General features: G+C 62.9%; 15 protein-coding genes and 1 tRNA gene. 7 read left to right on the forward strand and 9 right to left on the reverse strand.

Features of this window, described 5'->3' with window-relative positions:
• The first annotated feature begins 20 nt into the window (after positions 1–20).
• From argJ to JHD82_RS06590, 3 genes are all read left to right on the forward strand, one after another.
• Positions 21–1,253 carry a bifunctional glutamate N-acetyltransferase/amino-acid acetyltransferase ArgJ gene (gene argJ, locus JHD82_RS06580; protein ID WP_199135779.1) on the forward strand — a complete coding sequence of 411 codons (1,233 nt, stop codon included), beginning with the start codon at positions 21–23 and terminating at the stop codon, positions 1,251–1,253.
• A gap of 165 nt (positions 1,254–1,418) precedes the next feature.
• The gene (locus JHD82_RS06585) at positions 1,419–2,375 is read left to right on the forward strand and encodes an ATP-binding protein (RefSeq protein ID WP_199135780.1); all 957 of its coding nucleotides are present in this window, start codon (positions 1,419–1,421) and stop codon (positions 2,373–2,375) included.
• 50 nt (positions 2,376–2,425) lie between these two features.
• A complete protein-coding gene (locus JHD82_RS06590; protein ID WP_012207292.1) occupies positions 2,426–2,944 on the forward strand; it encodes a (deoxy)nucleoside triphosphate pyrophosphohydrolase in 519 nt (172 codons plus the stop codon).
• Between the two features lie 10 nt (positions 2,945–2,954).
• Here the strand turns inward: JHD82_RS06590 and JHD82_RS06595 are convergent, their stop codons facing one another.
• The 8 genes from JHD82_RS06595 to JHD82_RS06630 all read right to left on the reverse strand — a co-directional run bounded on the left by JHD82_RS06595 (position 2,955) and on the right by JHD82_RS06630 (position 9,744).
• On the reverse strand, positions 2,955–3,203 hold the full coding sequence (locus JHD82_RS06595) for a DNA gyrase inhibitor YacG (RefSeq protein ID WP_197955214.1): 249 nt from the start codon (positions 3,201–3,203) through the stop codon (positions 2,955–2,957).
• On the reverse strand, positions 3,203–3,958 hold the full coding sequence (gene zapD, locus JHD82_RS06600) for a cell division protein ZapD (RefSeq protein ID WP_012207290.1): 756 nt from the start codon (positions 3,956–3,958) through the stop codon (positions 3,203–3,205). The genes JHD82_RS06595 and zapD overlap by 1 nt, the downstream gene beginning before the upstream one ends.
• An 89-nt stretch (positions 3,959–4,047) precedes the next feature.
• Positions 4,048–4,692: a dephospho-CoA kinase gene (gene coaE, locus JHD82_RS06605; RefSeq protein WP_180318881.1), complete on the reverse strand. Its 645-nt coding sequence runs from the start codon at positions 4,690–4,692 to the stop codon at positions 4,048–4,050.
• Between the two features lie 14 nt (positions 4,693–4,706).
• A complete protein-coding gene (locus JHD82_RS06610; protein ID WP_199135781.1) occupies positions 4,707–5,576 on the reverse strand; it encodes an A24 family peptidase in 870 nt (289 codons plus the stop codon).
• The gene (locus tag JHD82_RS06615; RefSeq protein ID WP_199135782.1) at positions 5,576–6,793 is read right to left on the reverse strand and encodes a type II secretion system F family protein; all 1,218 of its coding nucleotides are present in this window, start codon (positions 6,791–6,793) and stop codon (positions 5,576–5,578) included. Before JHD82_RS06615 ends, JHD82_RS06610 begins: the two co-directional genes overlap by 1 nt.
• A gap of 38 nt (positions 6,794–6,831) precedes the next feature.
• Positions 6,832–8,574, reverse strand: a complete 1,743-nt coding sequence (gene pilB, locus JHD82_RS06620; protein WP_199135783.1) for a type IV-A pilus assembly ATPase PilB — start codon at positions 8,572–8,574, stop codon at positions 6,832–6,834.
• 130 nt (positions 8,575–8,704) lie between these two features.
• Positions 8,705–8,781, reverse strand: a tRNA-Pro gene (locus JHD82_RS06625).
• Positions 8,782–8,814: 33 nt separating this feature from the next.
• Positions 8,815–9,744 (reverse strand): polyprenyl synthetase family protein, encoded by a 930-nt coding sequence (locus JHD82_RS06630; protein WP_034396917.1) that lies wholly within the window; start codon positions 9,742–9,744, stop codon positions 8,815–8,817.
• A gap of 230 nt (positions 9,745–9,974) precedes the next feature.
• Between JHD82_RS06630 and rplU the strand changes: the two genes are divergently transcribed.
• The 4 genes from rplU (at position 9,975) to proB (ending at position 13,056) form a co-directional block, all read left to right on the forward strand.
• Positions 9,975–10,286, forward strand: coding sequence for a 50S ribosomal protein L21 (rplU, locus tag JHD82_RS06635; protein WP_012207284.1), 312 nt, complete (start codon positions 9,975–9,977; stop codon positions 10,284–10,286).
• Positions 10,287–10,301: 15 nt separating this feature from the next.
• Positions 10,302–10,559, forward strand: coding sequence for a 50S ribosomal protein L27 (rpmA, locus tag JHD82_RS06640; protein ID WP_012207283.1), 258 nt, complete (start codon positions 10,302–10,304; stop codon positions 10,557–10,559).
• Between the two features lie 149 nt (positions 10,560–10,708).
• On the forward strand, positions 10,709–11,824 hold the full coding sequence (cgtA, locus tag JHD82_RS06645) for an Obg family GTPase CgtA (RefSeq protein WP_012207282.1): 1,116 nt from the start codon (positions 10,709–10,711) through the stop codon (positions 11,822–11,824).
• 83 nt (positions 11,825–11,907) lie between these two features.
• Complete coding sequence (gene proB, locus JHD82_RS06650; RefSeq protein ID WP_012207281.1) at positions 11,908–13,056, forward strand: glutamate 5-kinase; 1,149 nt, start codon at positions 11,908–11,910, stop codon at positions 13,054–13,056.
• 66 nt (positions 13,057–13,122) lie between these two features.
• Here proB and JHD82_RS06655 read toward each other — a convergent pair whose 3' ends face one another.
• On the reverse strand, positions 13,123–13,812 hold the full coding sequence (locus JHD82_RS06655; protein WP_012207280.1) for an RNA pyrophosphohydrolase: 690 nt from the start codon (positions 13,810–13,812) through the stop codon (positions 13,123–13,125).
• Between the last annotated feature and the right edge of the window lie 93 nt (positions 13,813–13,905).

A 13,905-nucleotide genomic window follows, 5' to 3' on the forward strand; every position in this document is an offset into this window, starting at 1 on the left:
TCACTGTAGGAAGCCCCTCAATGCCTGTGAATCTCTCCGCTCCCGTGCACGCCGACCTGTTGGCGATCAACGGCGTTCGCATCGGCGTCACCGAAGCCGGTGTGCGCAAGGCCAACCGCAAGGACCTGTCCGTGTTCCTGCTCGACGAGGGCGCTTCGGTGGCTGGCGTATTCACGCAGAACCGTTTCTGCGCAGCGCCTGTGCAGGTCAGCCGCGAGCATCTGGTTCAGACAGCGGGCGCCATCCGTGCCATGGTCATCAACACAGGCAATGCCAATGCGGGCACTGGCGCCGACGGCCTGGCACGTGCGCGCCGTACCTGCGCAGATCTGGCAGCGCTGCTGCAGCTCAAGCCCGAGCAGATCCTGCCGTTCTCCACTGGCGTGATCATGGAAGAGCTGCCTGTGGACCGCATTGCAGCCGGCCTGCCGGCCGCCATTGCCGCAGCCAAGGCCGACAACTGGGGCACGGCTGCCGAGGGCATCATGACCACCGACACCCTGCCCAAGGCCTTCAGCCGGGCCGTGGACATTGGCGGCAAGCGCGTGAGCATCACAGGCATCAGCAAGGGCGCGGGCATGATCCGCCCCAACATGGCGACCATGCTGGGCTTTCTGGCCACCGATGCGGCCATCGCTCCCGAGCTGCTGCAGCCCCTGGTCAAGGAGCTGGCCGACGGCTCGTTCAACCGCGTGACCATCGACGGCGACACATCGACCAACGATTCCTTTGTGCTGGTGGCCACGCACAAGGCCGGCAATGCGCAGATCACTTCGCTGACCAGCGCCGAAGGCCAGGCCCTGAAGGCCGCATTGCTGGATGTGTCGCGTTTGCTGGCCCAGGCCATCGTGCGCGATGGCGAAGGTGCCACCAAGTTCATCACCGTCAAGGTGGAGGGTGGCAAGACCGAGGCCGAGTGCCGCCTGGTGGCCTACTCCATCGCGCATTCGCCCCTGGTGAAGACGGCGTTCTTTGCCAGCGACCCGAACCTGGGCCGCATCCTCGCGGCGGTTGGCTATGCTAGCATCGACGATCTGGACCAGACCAAGATCGACCTGTACCTGAACGATGTGCATGTCGCAGTCAATGGCGGCCGCAACCCTGCCTATCAGGAGGAAGACGGCCAGCGCGTGATGAAGCAGCAGGAGATCATCGTGCGCGTGCTACTGGGCCGAGGGGAGGCCGAGCAGACCGTGTGGACCTGCGATCTGAGCCACGACTACGTGAGCATCAACGCCGACTACCGCTCCTGACTCTCCACCCACCGTGCCGCCGGCAGCCGCAGGCCTTGTGCCTGGCTGCTGCCAGCTTTCAATGGCGGCCGGCGCGCAAAAGCTCTGGCGTTGGCATGAGATCCATCTCGATTCCCGGGCATATCCAGCGTCGGTGGCCGTGAGATCCGTATTCGAGAGACATCCATGACATTGCCCACAGAAGCCGTCGCCGCCCCCTTGCTGCAACTCGTGCAGCGCGCCGAGCAGCTGATGCAGCGCATCGAGGCCATCCTGCCCCAGCCGCTGCAATCCCCCGCAGACTGGAATACCGCCATCGCCTGGCGCTATCGCAAGCGCGCCAACGGCTGCGGCCTGCTGGAGCCCGTGCGCCACGTCGGCGCCATGCAACTGTCCGACCTGCAGAACATCGATGTGCAAAAGGACAAGATCGCGCGCAACACCGAGCAGTTCGTGACCGGCCGCACGGCCAACAACGTGCTGCTCACCGGCGCGCGCGGCACGGGCAAATCCTCGCTGATCCGTGCCTGCCTGCATGCCTTTTCGTCGCAGGGCCTGCGCCTGATCGAGGTGGACAAGGCCGATCTGACGGACCTGCCCGACATCGTCGATGTGGTGGCCGGCCGGCCCGAGAAGTTCATCATCTATTGCGACGATCTGAGCTTTGAGGAAGGCGAGCCTGGCTACAAGGCCCTGAAGTCCATTCTGGATGGATCGGTCAGCGCCGCCAGCCCGAACGTGCTGGTCTATGCGACCAGCAATCGCCGCCATCTGCTGCCGGAGTACCAGTCCGAGAATCTGACCTACCAGCGCGGCGAGGATGGCGAGCTGCATCCCGGCGAGGTGATTGAGGAAAAGATCTCGCTGTCCGAGCGCTTCGGCCTGTGGGTGAGCTTCTATCCCTTCAGCCAGGACGAGTACCTGCGCGTGGTGGCTCAATGGCTGGAGGCCCTGGGACTGGACCAGGCCACGATCGAGGCCGCGCGTCCTGAGGCCCTGGTCTGGGCGCTGGAGCGTGGCTCGCGCAGCGGCCGTGTGGCCCATCAGTTCGCCCGTGACTATGCGGGCCGCGCCGAGCGCCCGAACCAGCGCCAGACCGGCATCGCCGATGTCCAAGGGCTGGCCGAAGAGGCCGAGCTCTGACAAGCCTGCTGCCCGGCCTTGGGGCCGGGCGGTTTTTTGCGAAAGATCAAGTGACTGAAAAAGAAATCTCTCTGAACGCCGGCGCCGATGCTGCCCAGTCTCAACCGCCGTCTCAAGCGCCGGCCCAGCGCAAGCACACCGAAGTCGCCGTTGGCGTGCTCCTGCGCGAGTCCGATGGCGCGCTGCTGATCACCAGCCGGCCGCCTGGCAAGCCCTATGCCGGCTATTGGGAGTTCCCTGGCGGGAAGATCGAATCCGGCGAAACCGTGGAGCAGGCATTGCGTCGCGAGCTTCAGGAAGAGCTGGGCGTCGAGATCGCGGCAGCCCCCGTCTGGAAGGTGACCGAGCATGACTATCCGCATGCCCTGGTGCGCCTGCACTGGTGCAAGATCACGCGTTGGAGCGGGGAGTTCGAGATGCGAGAAGGCCAGCAGATGGCCTGGCAGCAACTTCCGCTGCAGGTGCAGCCGGTGCTGCCTGGCGCCTATCCGGTGCTGCAATGGCTCAGCGAGGAACGTGGGCTGCCTTTTGATGCCGGCTTCTACGAGGCAGGCCAACCGAAAGTCTGAACAGGCCTGTTCAGGGTTCAGTGCGAGGATCGCCGAAGGGCGAATCCTCGGGAGGCATGGGCGCAGGCACGCGGAATTCCTCGTTGGCCCAGGCGCCCAGGTCGATCTGGTAGCAGCGCTCGCTGCAAAAGGGCCGAAAGCGGTTGGCCGGCGCGAACAGGCTGGGGCCGCTGCAGGTCGGGCAGCGCACCGTGGGCCCTGCGGATGATGCATCGGCAGAGGGTGTGGCTTTCGTGGACATGCCGGCAGTCTTTTCCATCAGCTGCAAAGCGTGACCTCGAACGAGGCATCTTCGCTGCAAGGCTGGGGTTTGGCGCCGCTCTCGGGGCGAAGCAGGCGCACTGAAACCAGCAGGCGGTTGCCGCTGATTTCCGGAACAAGATTCAACGCAGGGTCTATGCGAAGGCGCAGCAGCTGAAAGCTGCGACCGGGCGGCATGGCCTGCTGGAACACGCCCTTTTCTGCTGCCACCCATTGCGGCACGCCGGTTTCGCGCAGCATCTTGAGCAGCAGCTGCAGCGACTGACCCAGCGGGGTCAGTGTGCTGGCCCAGTCCTCCAGATCACGCAGTCGCACCTGGGGGTCATGGAACTGCCAGGCGTGATAGGCCGGCAAATCGAAACCGCAGGTGCCGCCAGGGATGCCGATGCGGCTGCGCACGGCCATCAGCCATTCGTTGTCGGTCAGGGACTGGCCGGCCTTTCCGTTCTGGGCATTGAGTTGGGCAAAGCACTGCTCCACATGGCGGGACACCTGGTCGAGCATGTGCTCGGCGATATCGGGGTTGCCGCGCAGGCTGTCGAGCAGGCTTTTGTGGCGTTCGAGGTCTTTGAGCACGTCCGTCTTCAGGTCGGTGCGTGCTGCCACGTCCATGATCTCGAAGATGGTGACCAGCGCGAAATGGTGATCGATGGAATGAGCGCGCGACAGCAGCTCGCCCAGGCGGCGATACAGCTGCTCCAGCCTGAGGTAGGTCCTCAGGCGCTCATTGAAAGGATATTCGTACAGGATCACGCTTGCTGGGCTCCTCGGGGTGCTCAGGAATCAGCTGTCTACGTCGTGCACATGCTGAATTACACGCACAGGCCAAGCCATGGCGTGCATCATAGCCCGAACCATGCCGAGATTCGATCGGTGCATGCGTGCAAAGCCTCTATCGTCATGGCTTCGTCGTTGTAGATCACCCAGTCGGCTGCCGCCAGCCTTGCCGCGCGGGTGGCCTGGGCGGCGATGATGGCTTGCACGGCATCGCGGGGCAATCCGTTGCGGGCCATGACGCGTGCGATCTGTGTTTCCGTCCGGCAGTCCACGACCAGCACGGCATCGAGCAGGGCAGGCCAGCGGCCGGACTCCACAAGCAGAGGGATGTCATGCACGATGAGCGCGCATCCGGCATCGGTGGCCTGCTGGACTTCAAGGGCCGTTTGCCGAGCCACCAGGGGGTGGATGATGGCTTCCAGCTGCTGGCGTGCGGCAGGCTGCTGGAAGACCAGTTCGCGCATGCGCGCACGGTCCAGAGCACCGTTCGCATCGATCAGTTCAGGCCCGAAGCTGCGCGCAATCTCGGGCAATGCGGCACCTGCCGGGGCGGTGAGGCTGCGCGAGATCTGGTCGGCATCGATGATGCTTGCTCCGCGCAAGGCAAGCTGTGCGGCCACGGTGCTCTTGCCGCTGCCGATGCCGCCGGTCAGGCCCAGCCGGAAAGGACGCGGGTGCGGACGTGGTGGCGGGGCGTTGCTGGATTCCATGCCGCAGTGTCGGATCAAAGACCGATGGCCGCCAACAGGGATTGCAGCATCTGCTGGGGTCCGAACACCATGGCGGCAAAGCCGGCGCCCGCAAGAAAGGGGCCAAAGGGAACATAGCCACCTTCGCGCAGGCGGCTGTTGATCTTCAGCGCAATGCCCACGATGGCGCCAATCACGGACGAGATCAGGATGATGGGCACAAGAGCCTGCCAGCCGAACCAGGCCCCCAGCGCGGCAAACAGCTTGAAGTCGCCGTAGCCCATGCCTTCCTTGCCGGTGGCCAGCTTGAAGGCCCAGTAGACCAGCCACAGCGAGAGATAGCCCGCTGCAGCACCCCAGACCGCGTCGGCCAGAGGCACGGCGGTCCAGTGCAGTGCAGATGAAAGCAGCCCGGCCCACAGCAAGGGCAGGGTGATGTCGTCGGGGAGCAGTGTGGTATCCCAATCGATCAATGCCAGGCTTAGCAAGGCTGCGCTGAAAAGGCACCAGGCAGCGCCTGTGGGCGTGATGCCCCATTGCGCCGCGCAGTAGGCGAATAGCGCAGCGCAGGCCAGTTCCACCAGCGGGTAGCGGATGCTGATCGATGCCTTGCATTCCGAGCACCGGCCGCGCAGCGCCAGATAGCTGAGCACGGGAATGTTCTCGTACCAGTGGATGGCATGGCCGCAATGCGGGCAGCGCGAACGGGGGCGGCTCAGGCTCAGGGGGGCCTCGGCAGGGGCAGGCGCAGCGCCGGATTGCTCCTGCGCCCATTGGGCGCATTCCGCATTCCATTGCTGTTCCATCATGCGGGGCAGCCTATGCACCACCACGTTGAGAAAGCTGCCAACCAACAGGCCCAGCAGGCCGCCCAATGCAGCCTGCATCCAGAGTTCCAAAACCATCAGACCACCTGACCCAGCTTGAAGATGGGCAGATACATCGAAACCACGATGCCGCCGATCAGGGTGCCCAGGAAGACGATGATGATGGGTTCCATCAGGCTGGACAGGCCGGCCACCATGTCATCGACTTCCTCTTCGTAGAAATCGGCCGCCTTGCCGAGCATGTGGTCGATGGAGCCGGATTCCTCGCCGATGGCGCACATCTGCAGCACCATGGAGGGAAAGACGTTGGCATTGGTCATGGCCACCGTGAGGCTGGTGCCGGTGGAGACTTCCTGCTGGATCTTCTCGGTGGCATTGGCGTAGACGGCATTCCCGGAGGCGCCGCCGACGGAATCCAGTGCTTCGACCAGTGGAACGCCTGCAGCAAACATGGTCGACAGCGTGCGTGTCCAGCGTGCAACGCAGGACTTTTCGATCAGCACGCCAAAGACCGGCATCTTCAACATTGCACGATCCATGAACTGCTGCATGCGCTCATTGCGCTTCCAGGCCTGCATGAAGAAGTAGAAGCCGCCTCCGATCACGCCGAAGATCACCCACCACCATTGGACAAAGATGTCGCTGATACCCATCACGAACAGCGTCGGTGCCGGCAGATCCGCGCCGAAGGAGGTGAACACTTCCTTGAAGGCGGGAATCACGAAGATCATGATGATGGTCACGACGACGAAAGCCACGACGACCACCGAAATCGGATACATCAAGGCGGACTTGATCTTGGACTTGATGGCCTCGGTTTTTTCCATATAGGTGGCCAGCCGATCGAGCAGGGCCTCCAGGATACCGGCCGCTTCCCCGGCCTCCACCAGATTGCAGTAGAGGCTATCGAAGTACATGGGGTGCTTGCGATAGGCCGCATTCAGCGACGTGCCCGTCTCCACGTCGGAGCGGATATCGGCCAGCAGGCGCGTGACACTGGGGTTGGTGTTGCCGCGCCCGACGATGTCGAAGGCCTGCAGCAGCGGAACGCCGGCCTTCATCATCGTGGCCATCTGGCGCGTGAACAGTGCGATGTCCTTGGGCTTGATCCTCTTGCCACCGCGCGTACGGCGCTTCTTGATCTTGCTGGGGAGCACGCCCTGGCGGCGCAGCATGGCCTGGACCTGATTGATGCCTCCGGCCCGGGTTTCGCCTCGAATGATCTTGCCGTTGCGATCCTTGCCTTCCCACTCGAAGACAAAGTCCTTGATTCCCTTGGACGCGGCTGTGGCCATCGTGCTCCCTCTTTTGTTGTCTGCGCTGTCCGCGCTATTTACTCATTGGTGACTGCCAGCACTTCTTCGAGCGAGGTCAGTCCTAGCCTGGCCTTGTGCAGTCCGGATCCGCGCAGAGACCGCACGCCTTCACGCTTGGCCTGTGCCGCGATCTCCAGTGCGCTGCCGTCCTGCAGGATGATGCGCTGGATTTCCTCGCTGATCGGCATCACCTGGTAGATGCCGACGCGTCCCTTGTAGCCGTTGTTGCATGCCTGGCAGCCCACGGGCTTGTAGGTGACCCAGCTGCCATCGATGTCCGCCTCGTCATAGCCCGCCTCCAGCAGCGCCTCCCGCGGGATATCCGCAGGCTCCTTGCACTGGGGGCACAGGCGCCTGGCCAGCCGCTGGGCGGTGATCAGGATCACGCTCGATGCGATGTTGAAGGGGGCAATGCCCATGTTGCGCATGCGCGTCAACGTGGTCGGTGCGTCGTTGGTGTGCAGCGTGGACAGCACCAAGTGACCGGTCTGCGCGGCCTTGATCGAGATGTCGGCGGTTTCCAGGTCGCGGATTTCACCGACCATGATGATGTCGGGATCCTGGCGCAGGAAGGCCTTGAGCGCCGTCGCAAAGGTGAGGCCTGCCTTTTCGTTCACGTTGACCTGGTTGACGCCGGGCAGGTTGATTTCCGAGGGGTCTTCTGCCGTCGCGATGTTCACCCCGGCCTTGTTCAGCATGTTCAGGCAGGTGTACAGCGACACCGTCTTGCCCGAGCCCGTGGGGCCTGTCACCAGAATCATTCCGTAGGGGCGCCCGATGGCTTCGATCAGGCGAGCCTTTTCCTCGGGTTCGTAGCCCAGGGCATCAATGCCCATCTTGGCCGAGCTCGGGTCAAGGATACGGATCACGATCTTCTCGCCGAAGAGCGTGGGCAGGGTGCTCACGCGAAAGTCGATGACGCGGTCCGGACCCACCTTGAGCTTCATGCGCCCGTCTTGCGGAACCCGCTTTTCCGAGATGTCCATGCGCGAGATCACCTTGATGCGCGAGGCCAGCTTCTCCTTGATCGCAATGGGGGGGGATGCGATCTCGCGCAACTCGCCGTCAATCCGGAAGCGCACGCGATACTGATGTTCGTAGGGCTCGAAATGCAGGTCCGACGCGCGCATGTTGAAGGCGTCGAGCAGCATTTTGTGCAGGAACTTGACGATGGGCGCGTCCTCGACATCCGTTGCCGCCGTGTTGTCCTTCTCCTCGGCAACCTCGTCGGGCTTGAGGTCGCCGAACTCGAAATCGCCGCCCCCGCTGTAGCTCTCCATGGCTTCGCTGGCGCTTTTGCTCTGCTGAGCTATCAGGCGTTCCAGCTTGTCGGCCTCGACGATGATCCAATCCACGCCTAGCTGGGTGGTGAACTTGATCTGCTCTGCAGCTTCCTGCTGTGTCGGGTCGGCCGTGGCCACCGTGATGCGGTTGCCGCGCTTGCTCAAGGGGAGGACGCGATAGGAGCTGATGATCTTGGCGTCCAGCAGCTCATGCGGCAGGCGCGCGGCGTTGACGGCATCAAGATCGAGCAGCGGCGCGCTGAACATGGTGGAGACCGTCTCGGCCACTTCCAGGGCCGAGAGGATGCCCGCGTTGCTCAACTCGGCAATGAACGAGGTGCGGTTGGCGCCGGCCTTGCTGGCGGCGGCTTCCGCTGCCTGCTGCGATACCTTGCCTGCTGATATCAGGGCTCGCCCGATGCCGGGAAGCGATGCAACAGCGGAAGCATTCTTGAGCGAGGAGTCAGCAACAGCCATGTAGCAAGACGTTTGAGAGGAAAGGACATTTATCCTATCATCCCTGAAGGCTTGAAAGGCCAGACGCACTGCTGCGCACCCAGGTCTTGAACCTGGCTCAATGGTGGCGTGGTGATGAAGTGACCAGAAATGGTCGGGGTGAGAGGATTCGAACCTCCGGCCTCTACGTCCCGAACGTAGCGCTCTACCAGGCTAAGCTACACCCCGTTGCTTTTTTAGACAAAGCAATGCAGCCTGAAATCAGGTGCGTCGCTCCAAAAGCTGAGAGGCTAATTGTAGCAAACTTGCCGTATGCAAATTGCTCGGGAGCACATTTATTGCGTCAATGGCGCGGCGTGCCTCGGCATGGGCGGCTTCGCGTGCCACATCCAGCGCGCCTGTGCTGCGCACGATATCCACAACGGCAGACAACTGCTCGGTTGAGCCCTGCTCGATGGCGTTGCGCACGATGGCAGCCTGCTCCGGAGTGCCGCGCTGCATGGCGGCAATCAGCGGCAGGGTGCACTTGCCTTCGCGCAGGTCGTCGCCCAGGTTCTTGCCCATTTCCTGGGTGTCTCCTGTGTAGTCGAGCACGTCGTCAATGATCTGGAAGGCGGTGCCCAGGGCCTGGCCATAGATGGCGCAGGCCTGTTCGATCTCGCGGGGTGCGTCGGCCAGCACGGCGCCCAGCTGGGCGCTGGCCTCGAACAACTGGGCGGTCTTGGAGCGGATGACGTGCAGGTAGCCGGCTTCGTCCAGAGAGGCATCATGGGTGTTGATGAGCTGCTGCACCTCGCCTTCGGCGATCACGTTGGTGGCGTCCGAGAGGATCTTGAGCACACGCATGCTGCCCACTTCCACCATCATCTGGAAGGAGCGCGAGTGCAGGAAGTCGCCGACCAGCACGCTGGCCGGATTGCCGAAGGTCTCGTTGGCCGTCGGGCGGCCACGGCGCAGGGTGGACTCGTCCACCACGTCGTCGTGCAGCAAGGTGGCGGTATGAATCAGCTCGACCACGGCCGCCAGGACATGCCTGTCCCTGCCTTCGTAGCCCAGCGCATTGCAGACCATGAGCAGCAGGGCCGGGCGAAGGCGTTTGCCGCCGGCAGCGATGATGTACTGGGAGATCTGGGCAATCAGCGGGACGGTGGTCGTCAGGCGCTGGGCGATCACATGATCCACCTCGCGCATGTCGTCAGTGATCAGGGCAAGCGGATTGGGGGTGGAGAGAGCTGTGGTCAAGGTACTGTGGCCGCCAAGTGGATCGGCAATTATAGGAAGAGCGATCCCGCCTGCGGCCCGCCCTGGCGGTTGTTTGGGCGCGGGGTGGAAGCGCTTCATGCAAAGAATGTGAGTGCGTGCTAGAATCCCCGGCTTCCGTGGAAATTCGTTCGCGGAACTCTCAAATTCAAGAGGTTTAAATGTACGCAGTCATAAAAACCGGCGGCAAGCAGTATCGCGTTGCAGCCGGCGAAAAGATCAAGGTAGAACAGATTGCTGCGGACGTAGGCCAAGAAGTTGTGATCGATCAGGTTCTGGCAGTCGGCAACGGCGCTGAAATCAAGGTCGGCACACCTCTGGTGTCCGGTGCGTCTGTCAAGGCAACCGTGGTTGCTCACGGCAAGCACGACAAAGTGCACATCTTCAAGATGCGCCGTCGTAAGCATTATCAGAAGCGCCAAGGCCATCGCCAGCAGTTCACAGAGCTGCAGATCGTGGCGATCGCTGCTTAATTCAGGAGCTGAGTCATGGCACAGAAAAAAGGCGGCGGCTCTACGCGAAACGGGCGCGATTCCAAGCCCAAAATGCTCGGCGTGAAGGCTTTCGGTGGTGAACTGATCACGGCCGGCTCGATCATCGTGCGCCAACGTGGCACCAAGTTCCATCCCGGCGACAATGTCGGCGTGGGCAAGGACCACACCCTGTACGCTCTGGTGGACGGCCACGTGTCGTTTGCTGTCAAGGGTGCACTGTCCAAGCACACGGTCAATGTGACGGCTGCCTAAGCCCTGTCACTTCGACGCTCGAAGCCCCGACCTGTCGGGGCTTTGTCGTTTCAGGAGGGTTGTGCATCGTGCCTTCGCCCTCTTTTCCGTCTCTGAGGTGTGGCCTGGGGCTGTCTGGTGCACACTGCTTTTTGTAAACTGGATGCCTCATGAAGTTCGTCGACGAAGCTTATATCGACATTTCCGCCGGTGACGGCGGCAATGGCTGCGTGTCATTCCGGCACGAAAAATACAAGGAATTTGGCGGTCCCGATGGTGGAGACGGTGGTCGTGGCGGCCATGTCTACGCGGTGGCCGATGTCAACCTCAATACCCTGGTGGACTACCGCTTCTCGCGCCGGCACGATGCCACGCGCGGTGAGCACGGCAAGGGCTCGGACATGTTTGGTGCGGCGGGCAACGACATCACGCTGCGCATGCCGGTTGGCACCATCATCAGCGATGCCGAAACCGGCGAGGTGCTCTACGAGCTGCTGACGGCCGGTGAGGTGGTCACCATTGCCAAGGGTGGCGACGGCGGCTACGGCAACCTGCGCTTCAAGAGCGCCATCAACCGCGCGCCTCGGCAAAAGACACCGGGCTGGCCCGGCGAGCGCAAGAATCTCAAGCTGGAGCTCAAGGTGCTGGCCGACGTGGGCCTGTTGGGCATGCCCAACGCGGGCAAGTCCACCTTCATTGCCGCGGTCTCCAATGCGCGTCCCAAGATTGCCGACTACCCGTTCACCACGCTGCATCCCAATTTGGGGGTGGTGCGCGTCGCTGCCGAGCAGAGCTTTGTGGTGGCCGACATCCCTGGCCTGATCGAAGGCGCCTCGGAAGGTGCGGGCCTGGGTCACCAGTTCCTGCGCCATCTGCAGCGCACCCGATTGCTGCTGCATGTGGTGGACCTGGCGCCGTTCGATGACAGCGTGGATCCTGTGGCCCAGGCCAAGGCCATCGTGGGCGAACTGCAGAAGTACGATGCCGAGCTGTACAACAAGCCGCGCTGGCTGGTGCTCAACAAGCTGGACATGGTGCCGGCCGAGGAGCGCGCTGCACGCGTCAAGGACTTCGTCAAGCGCTTCAAGTGGAAGGGGCCGGTCTTCGAGATTTCCGCCCTGACGCGCGAAGGCTGTGAAGTGCTGATCCGCACCATCTACAAACATGTGCATGAGCAGCAGCAGATCGAGGCCGGGCCCAAGGAAATCGATCCGCGCTTCGTCGAAGTCGAGGGTGATGGCGTGGATCTCACCGATCCGCGTTTTGCCCCTCGCGATTCCGAGTAAGAGCCGCCTGCTGCTCCCATCGTCTTGATCACAACAGCGGCGCGGCCTGCCTGGGCCTGCGCTGCAAGAATCACTATCCATCCATGTCTTCCAACTTGTTGCGTGATGCCCATCGCATCGTGGTCAAGGTCGGCTCCAGCCTGGTGACCAATGAAGGTCGCGGTCTTGATGAAGCCGCCATCCAGGAGTGGAGCCGCCAGTTGGCGGCCCTGGTGCGCGGGGATGAGAGCCATGGCGGTCAGCGGCGCGAGGTGATCATGGTCTCCAGCGGCGCGGTGGCTGAAGGCATGAAGCGCCTTGGCTGGGCCGCGCGGCCCAAGGAGATCCATGAGCTGCAGGCCGCTGCAGCCGTGGGCCAGATGGGGCTGATACAGATGTACGAGTCCAAGCTGCGCGAGCAGGGCATGGGCAGTGCCCAGGTGCTGCTCACGCATGCCGACCTGGCGGACCGCGAGCGCTATCTGAATGCGCGCAACACCTTGCTGACGCTGCTGGAGCTGGGCATCGTGCCGGTGATCAACGAGAACGACACCGTGGTCAACGATGAGATCAAGTTCGGCGACAACGACACCCTGGGTGCTTTGGTGGCGAACCTGATCGAAGCCGATGCCCTGGTCATCCTGACTGATCAGCGAGGCCTTTACAGCGCCGATCCACGCAGCAATCCCGATGCGCGTTTCATCGACGTGGCAAATGCCGGCGATCCTGCACTGGAGGAGATGGCGGGCGGTGCGGGCTCGTCCATCGGCAAGGGTGGGATGATCACCAAGATCCTCGCGGCCAAGCGTGCGGCGGGGTCGGGTGCTTCAACCGTCATCGCCTGGGGTCGCGAACAGGACGTGCTGGTGCGTCTGGCTGCGGGCGAGTCCATTGGCACGCTGCTCGTGGCGCAGACCCACAAGAACCAGGCGCGCAAGCAGTGGATTGCCGACCATCTGCAGCTGCGCGGCTCCGTGTCCGTGGATGCCGGCGCCGTGGCCAAGCTGCGCGACGAAGGCAAGAGCCTGCTGCCCATCGGCATGGTGAATGTGGATGGCGAATTCGCCCGCGGCGATGTGATTGCCGTGCGCGATGCGCTGGGCATCGAGGTGGCGCGTGGTCTGGCCAACTATGCAAGTGCCGAGGCGCGCCTGCTTTGTCGTAAGAGCTCGGTGGAGATCGAGCGCCTGCTGGGCTATTCCGCAGGCCCGGAGATGGTGCACCGCGACAACATGGTGATTGCCGGGCACTGATGCCTGCGCAATCGGGGCAAAGAAAAAGCGCACCCTCGGGTGCGCTTTTGCATGGAGCCTTTGGCTTCAGGCCTTGCCTGGATCGGGGTGCAAGACCTGCTGCTGCCCTGACTGTGGATCAGGATCGAAGCATGCTCCAGGCGGCAACTCCATGCCGGGATTGACGCGAAAGCTGCCTGAGCGCGCCGGATGCAAGCCTGGAGCGCCATAGGTCTCGGGGCCTGTTTCATGGGCTTCCCTGGGGCGCATGCCGCTGCGAAGATAGCGGTTGCGCTGCTGCTCGCCCCGTGGCAGAAAGCGTGCCAGCTCGGTCAGGGCCATCTCGTAGACGCCGCGTTTGAACTCCACCACCACATCCAGTGGCACCCAGTAGTCGTTCCAGCGCCAGGCGTCGAATTCGGGGTGGTCCGTAGCACGCAGGTTCAAATCCCAGTCGTGACCCATGAGTTGCAGCAAATACCAGATCTGCTTCTGGCCTTTGTAGTGTCCGCGCGCATCGCGGCGGATGTACCGGTCTGGCACCTCGTAGCGCAACCAGTCCCGGGTGCGGGCGACCACGCGAACGTGGTTGGGCATCAACCCCACTTCCTCATGCAGTTCCCGGAACATGGCCTGTTCGGGTGTCTCCCCCCGGTCAATGCCGCCCTGTGGAAACTGCCAGCTGTGGGTGCGGATGCGCTTGCCCCAGAACACCTGGTTCTTTTGGTTGAGCAGGATGATGCCGACGTTCGGGCGAAATCCGTCCCGGTCAAGCATAATCGAACCCCAATTTTCTGAATTGTGTCCATTATGCACGGTGCCTTGCCAGCGGCAAGCACGCTGCCCCGATTCCCGCGAAGCCCCTGATCC

Origin of the sequence: Delftia sp. ASV31 (assembly GCF_016428765.1) — a bacterium.
Classification (GTDB): Bacteria; Pseudomonadota; Gammaproteobacteria; order Burkholderiales; family Burkholderiaceae_C; genus Comamonas; species Comamonas acidovorans.

Bases quoted from the DNA above. Each gene is read 5' to 3' on its own strand.
- rplU (WP_012207284.1), top strand. From the start codon at position 9,975: ATGTACGCAGTCATAAAAACCGGCGGCAAGCAGTATCGCGTTGCAGCC.
- JHD82_RS06610 (WP_199135781.1), bottom strand. From the start codon at position 5,576: ATGGTTTTGGAACTCTGGATGCAGGCTGCATTGGGCGGCCTGCTGGGC.
- rpmA (WP_012207283.1), top strand. From the start codon at position 10,302: ATGGCACAGAAAAAAGGCGGCGGCTCTACGCGAAACGGGCGCGATTCC.
- JHD82_RS06595 (WP_197955214.1), bottom strand. From the start codon at position 3,203: ATGGAAAAGACTGCCGGCATGTCCACGAAAGCCACACCCTCTGCCGAT.
- coaE (WP_180318881.1), bottom strand. From the start codon at position 4,692: ATGGAATCCAGCAACGCCCCGCCACCACGTCCGCACCCGCGTCCTTTC.
- JHD82_RS06655 (WP_012207280.1), bottom strand. From the start codon at position 13,812: ATGCTTGACCGGGACGGATTTCGCCCGAACGTCGGCATCATCCTGCTC.
- JHD82_RS06630 (WP_034396917.1), bottom strand. From the start codon at position 9,744: ATGCGCGAGGTGGATCATGTGATCGCCCAGCGCCTGACGACCACCGTC.
- cgtA (WP_012207282.1), top strand. From the start codon at position 10,709: ATGAAGTTCGTCGACGAAGCTTATATCGACATTTCCGCCGGTGACGGC.
- argJ (WP_199135779.1), top strand. From the start codon at position 21: ATGCCTGTGAATCTCTCCGCTCCCGTGCACGCCGACCTGTTGGCGATC.
- pilB (WP_199135783.1), bottom strand. From the start codon at position 8,574: ATGGCTGTTGCTGACTCCTCGCTCAAGAATGCTTCCGCTGTTGCATCG.
- proB (WP_012207281.1), top strand. From the start codon at position 11,908: ATGTCTTCCAACTTGTTGCGTGATGCCCATCGCATCGTGGTCAAGGTC.
- JHD82_RS06615 (WP_199135782.1), bottom strand. From the start codon at position 6,793: ATGGCCACAGCCGCGTCCAAGGGAATCAAGGACTTTGTCTTCGAGTGG.
- JHD82_RS06585 (WP_199135780.1), top strand. From the start codon at position 1,419: ATGACATTGCCCACAGAAGCCGTCGCCGCCCCCTTGCTGCAACTCGTG.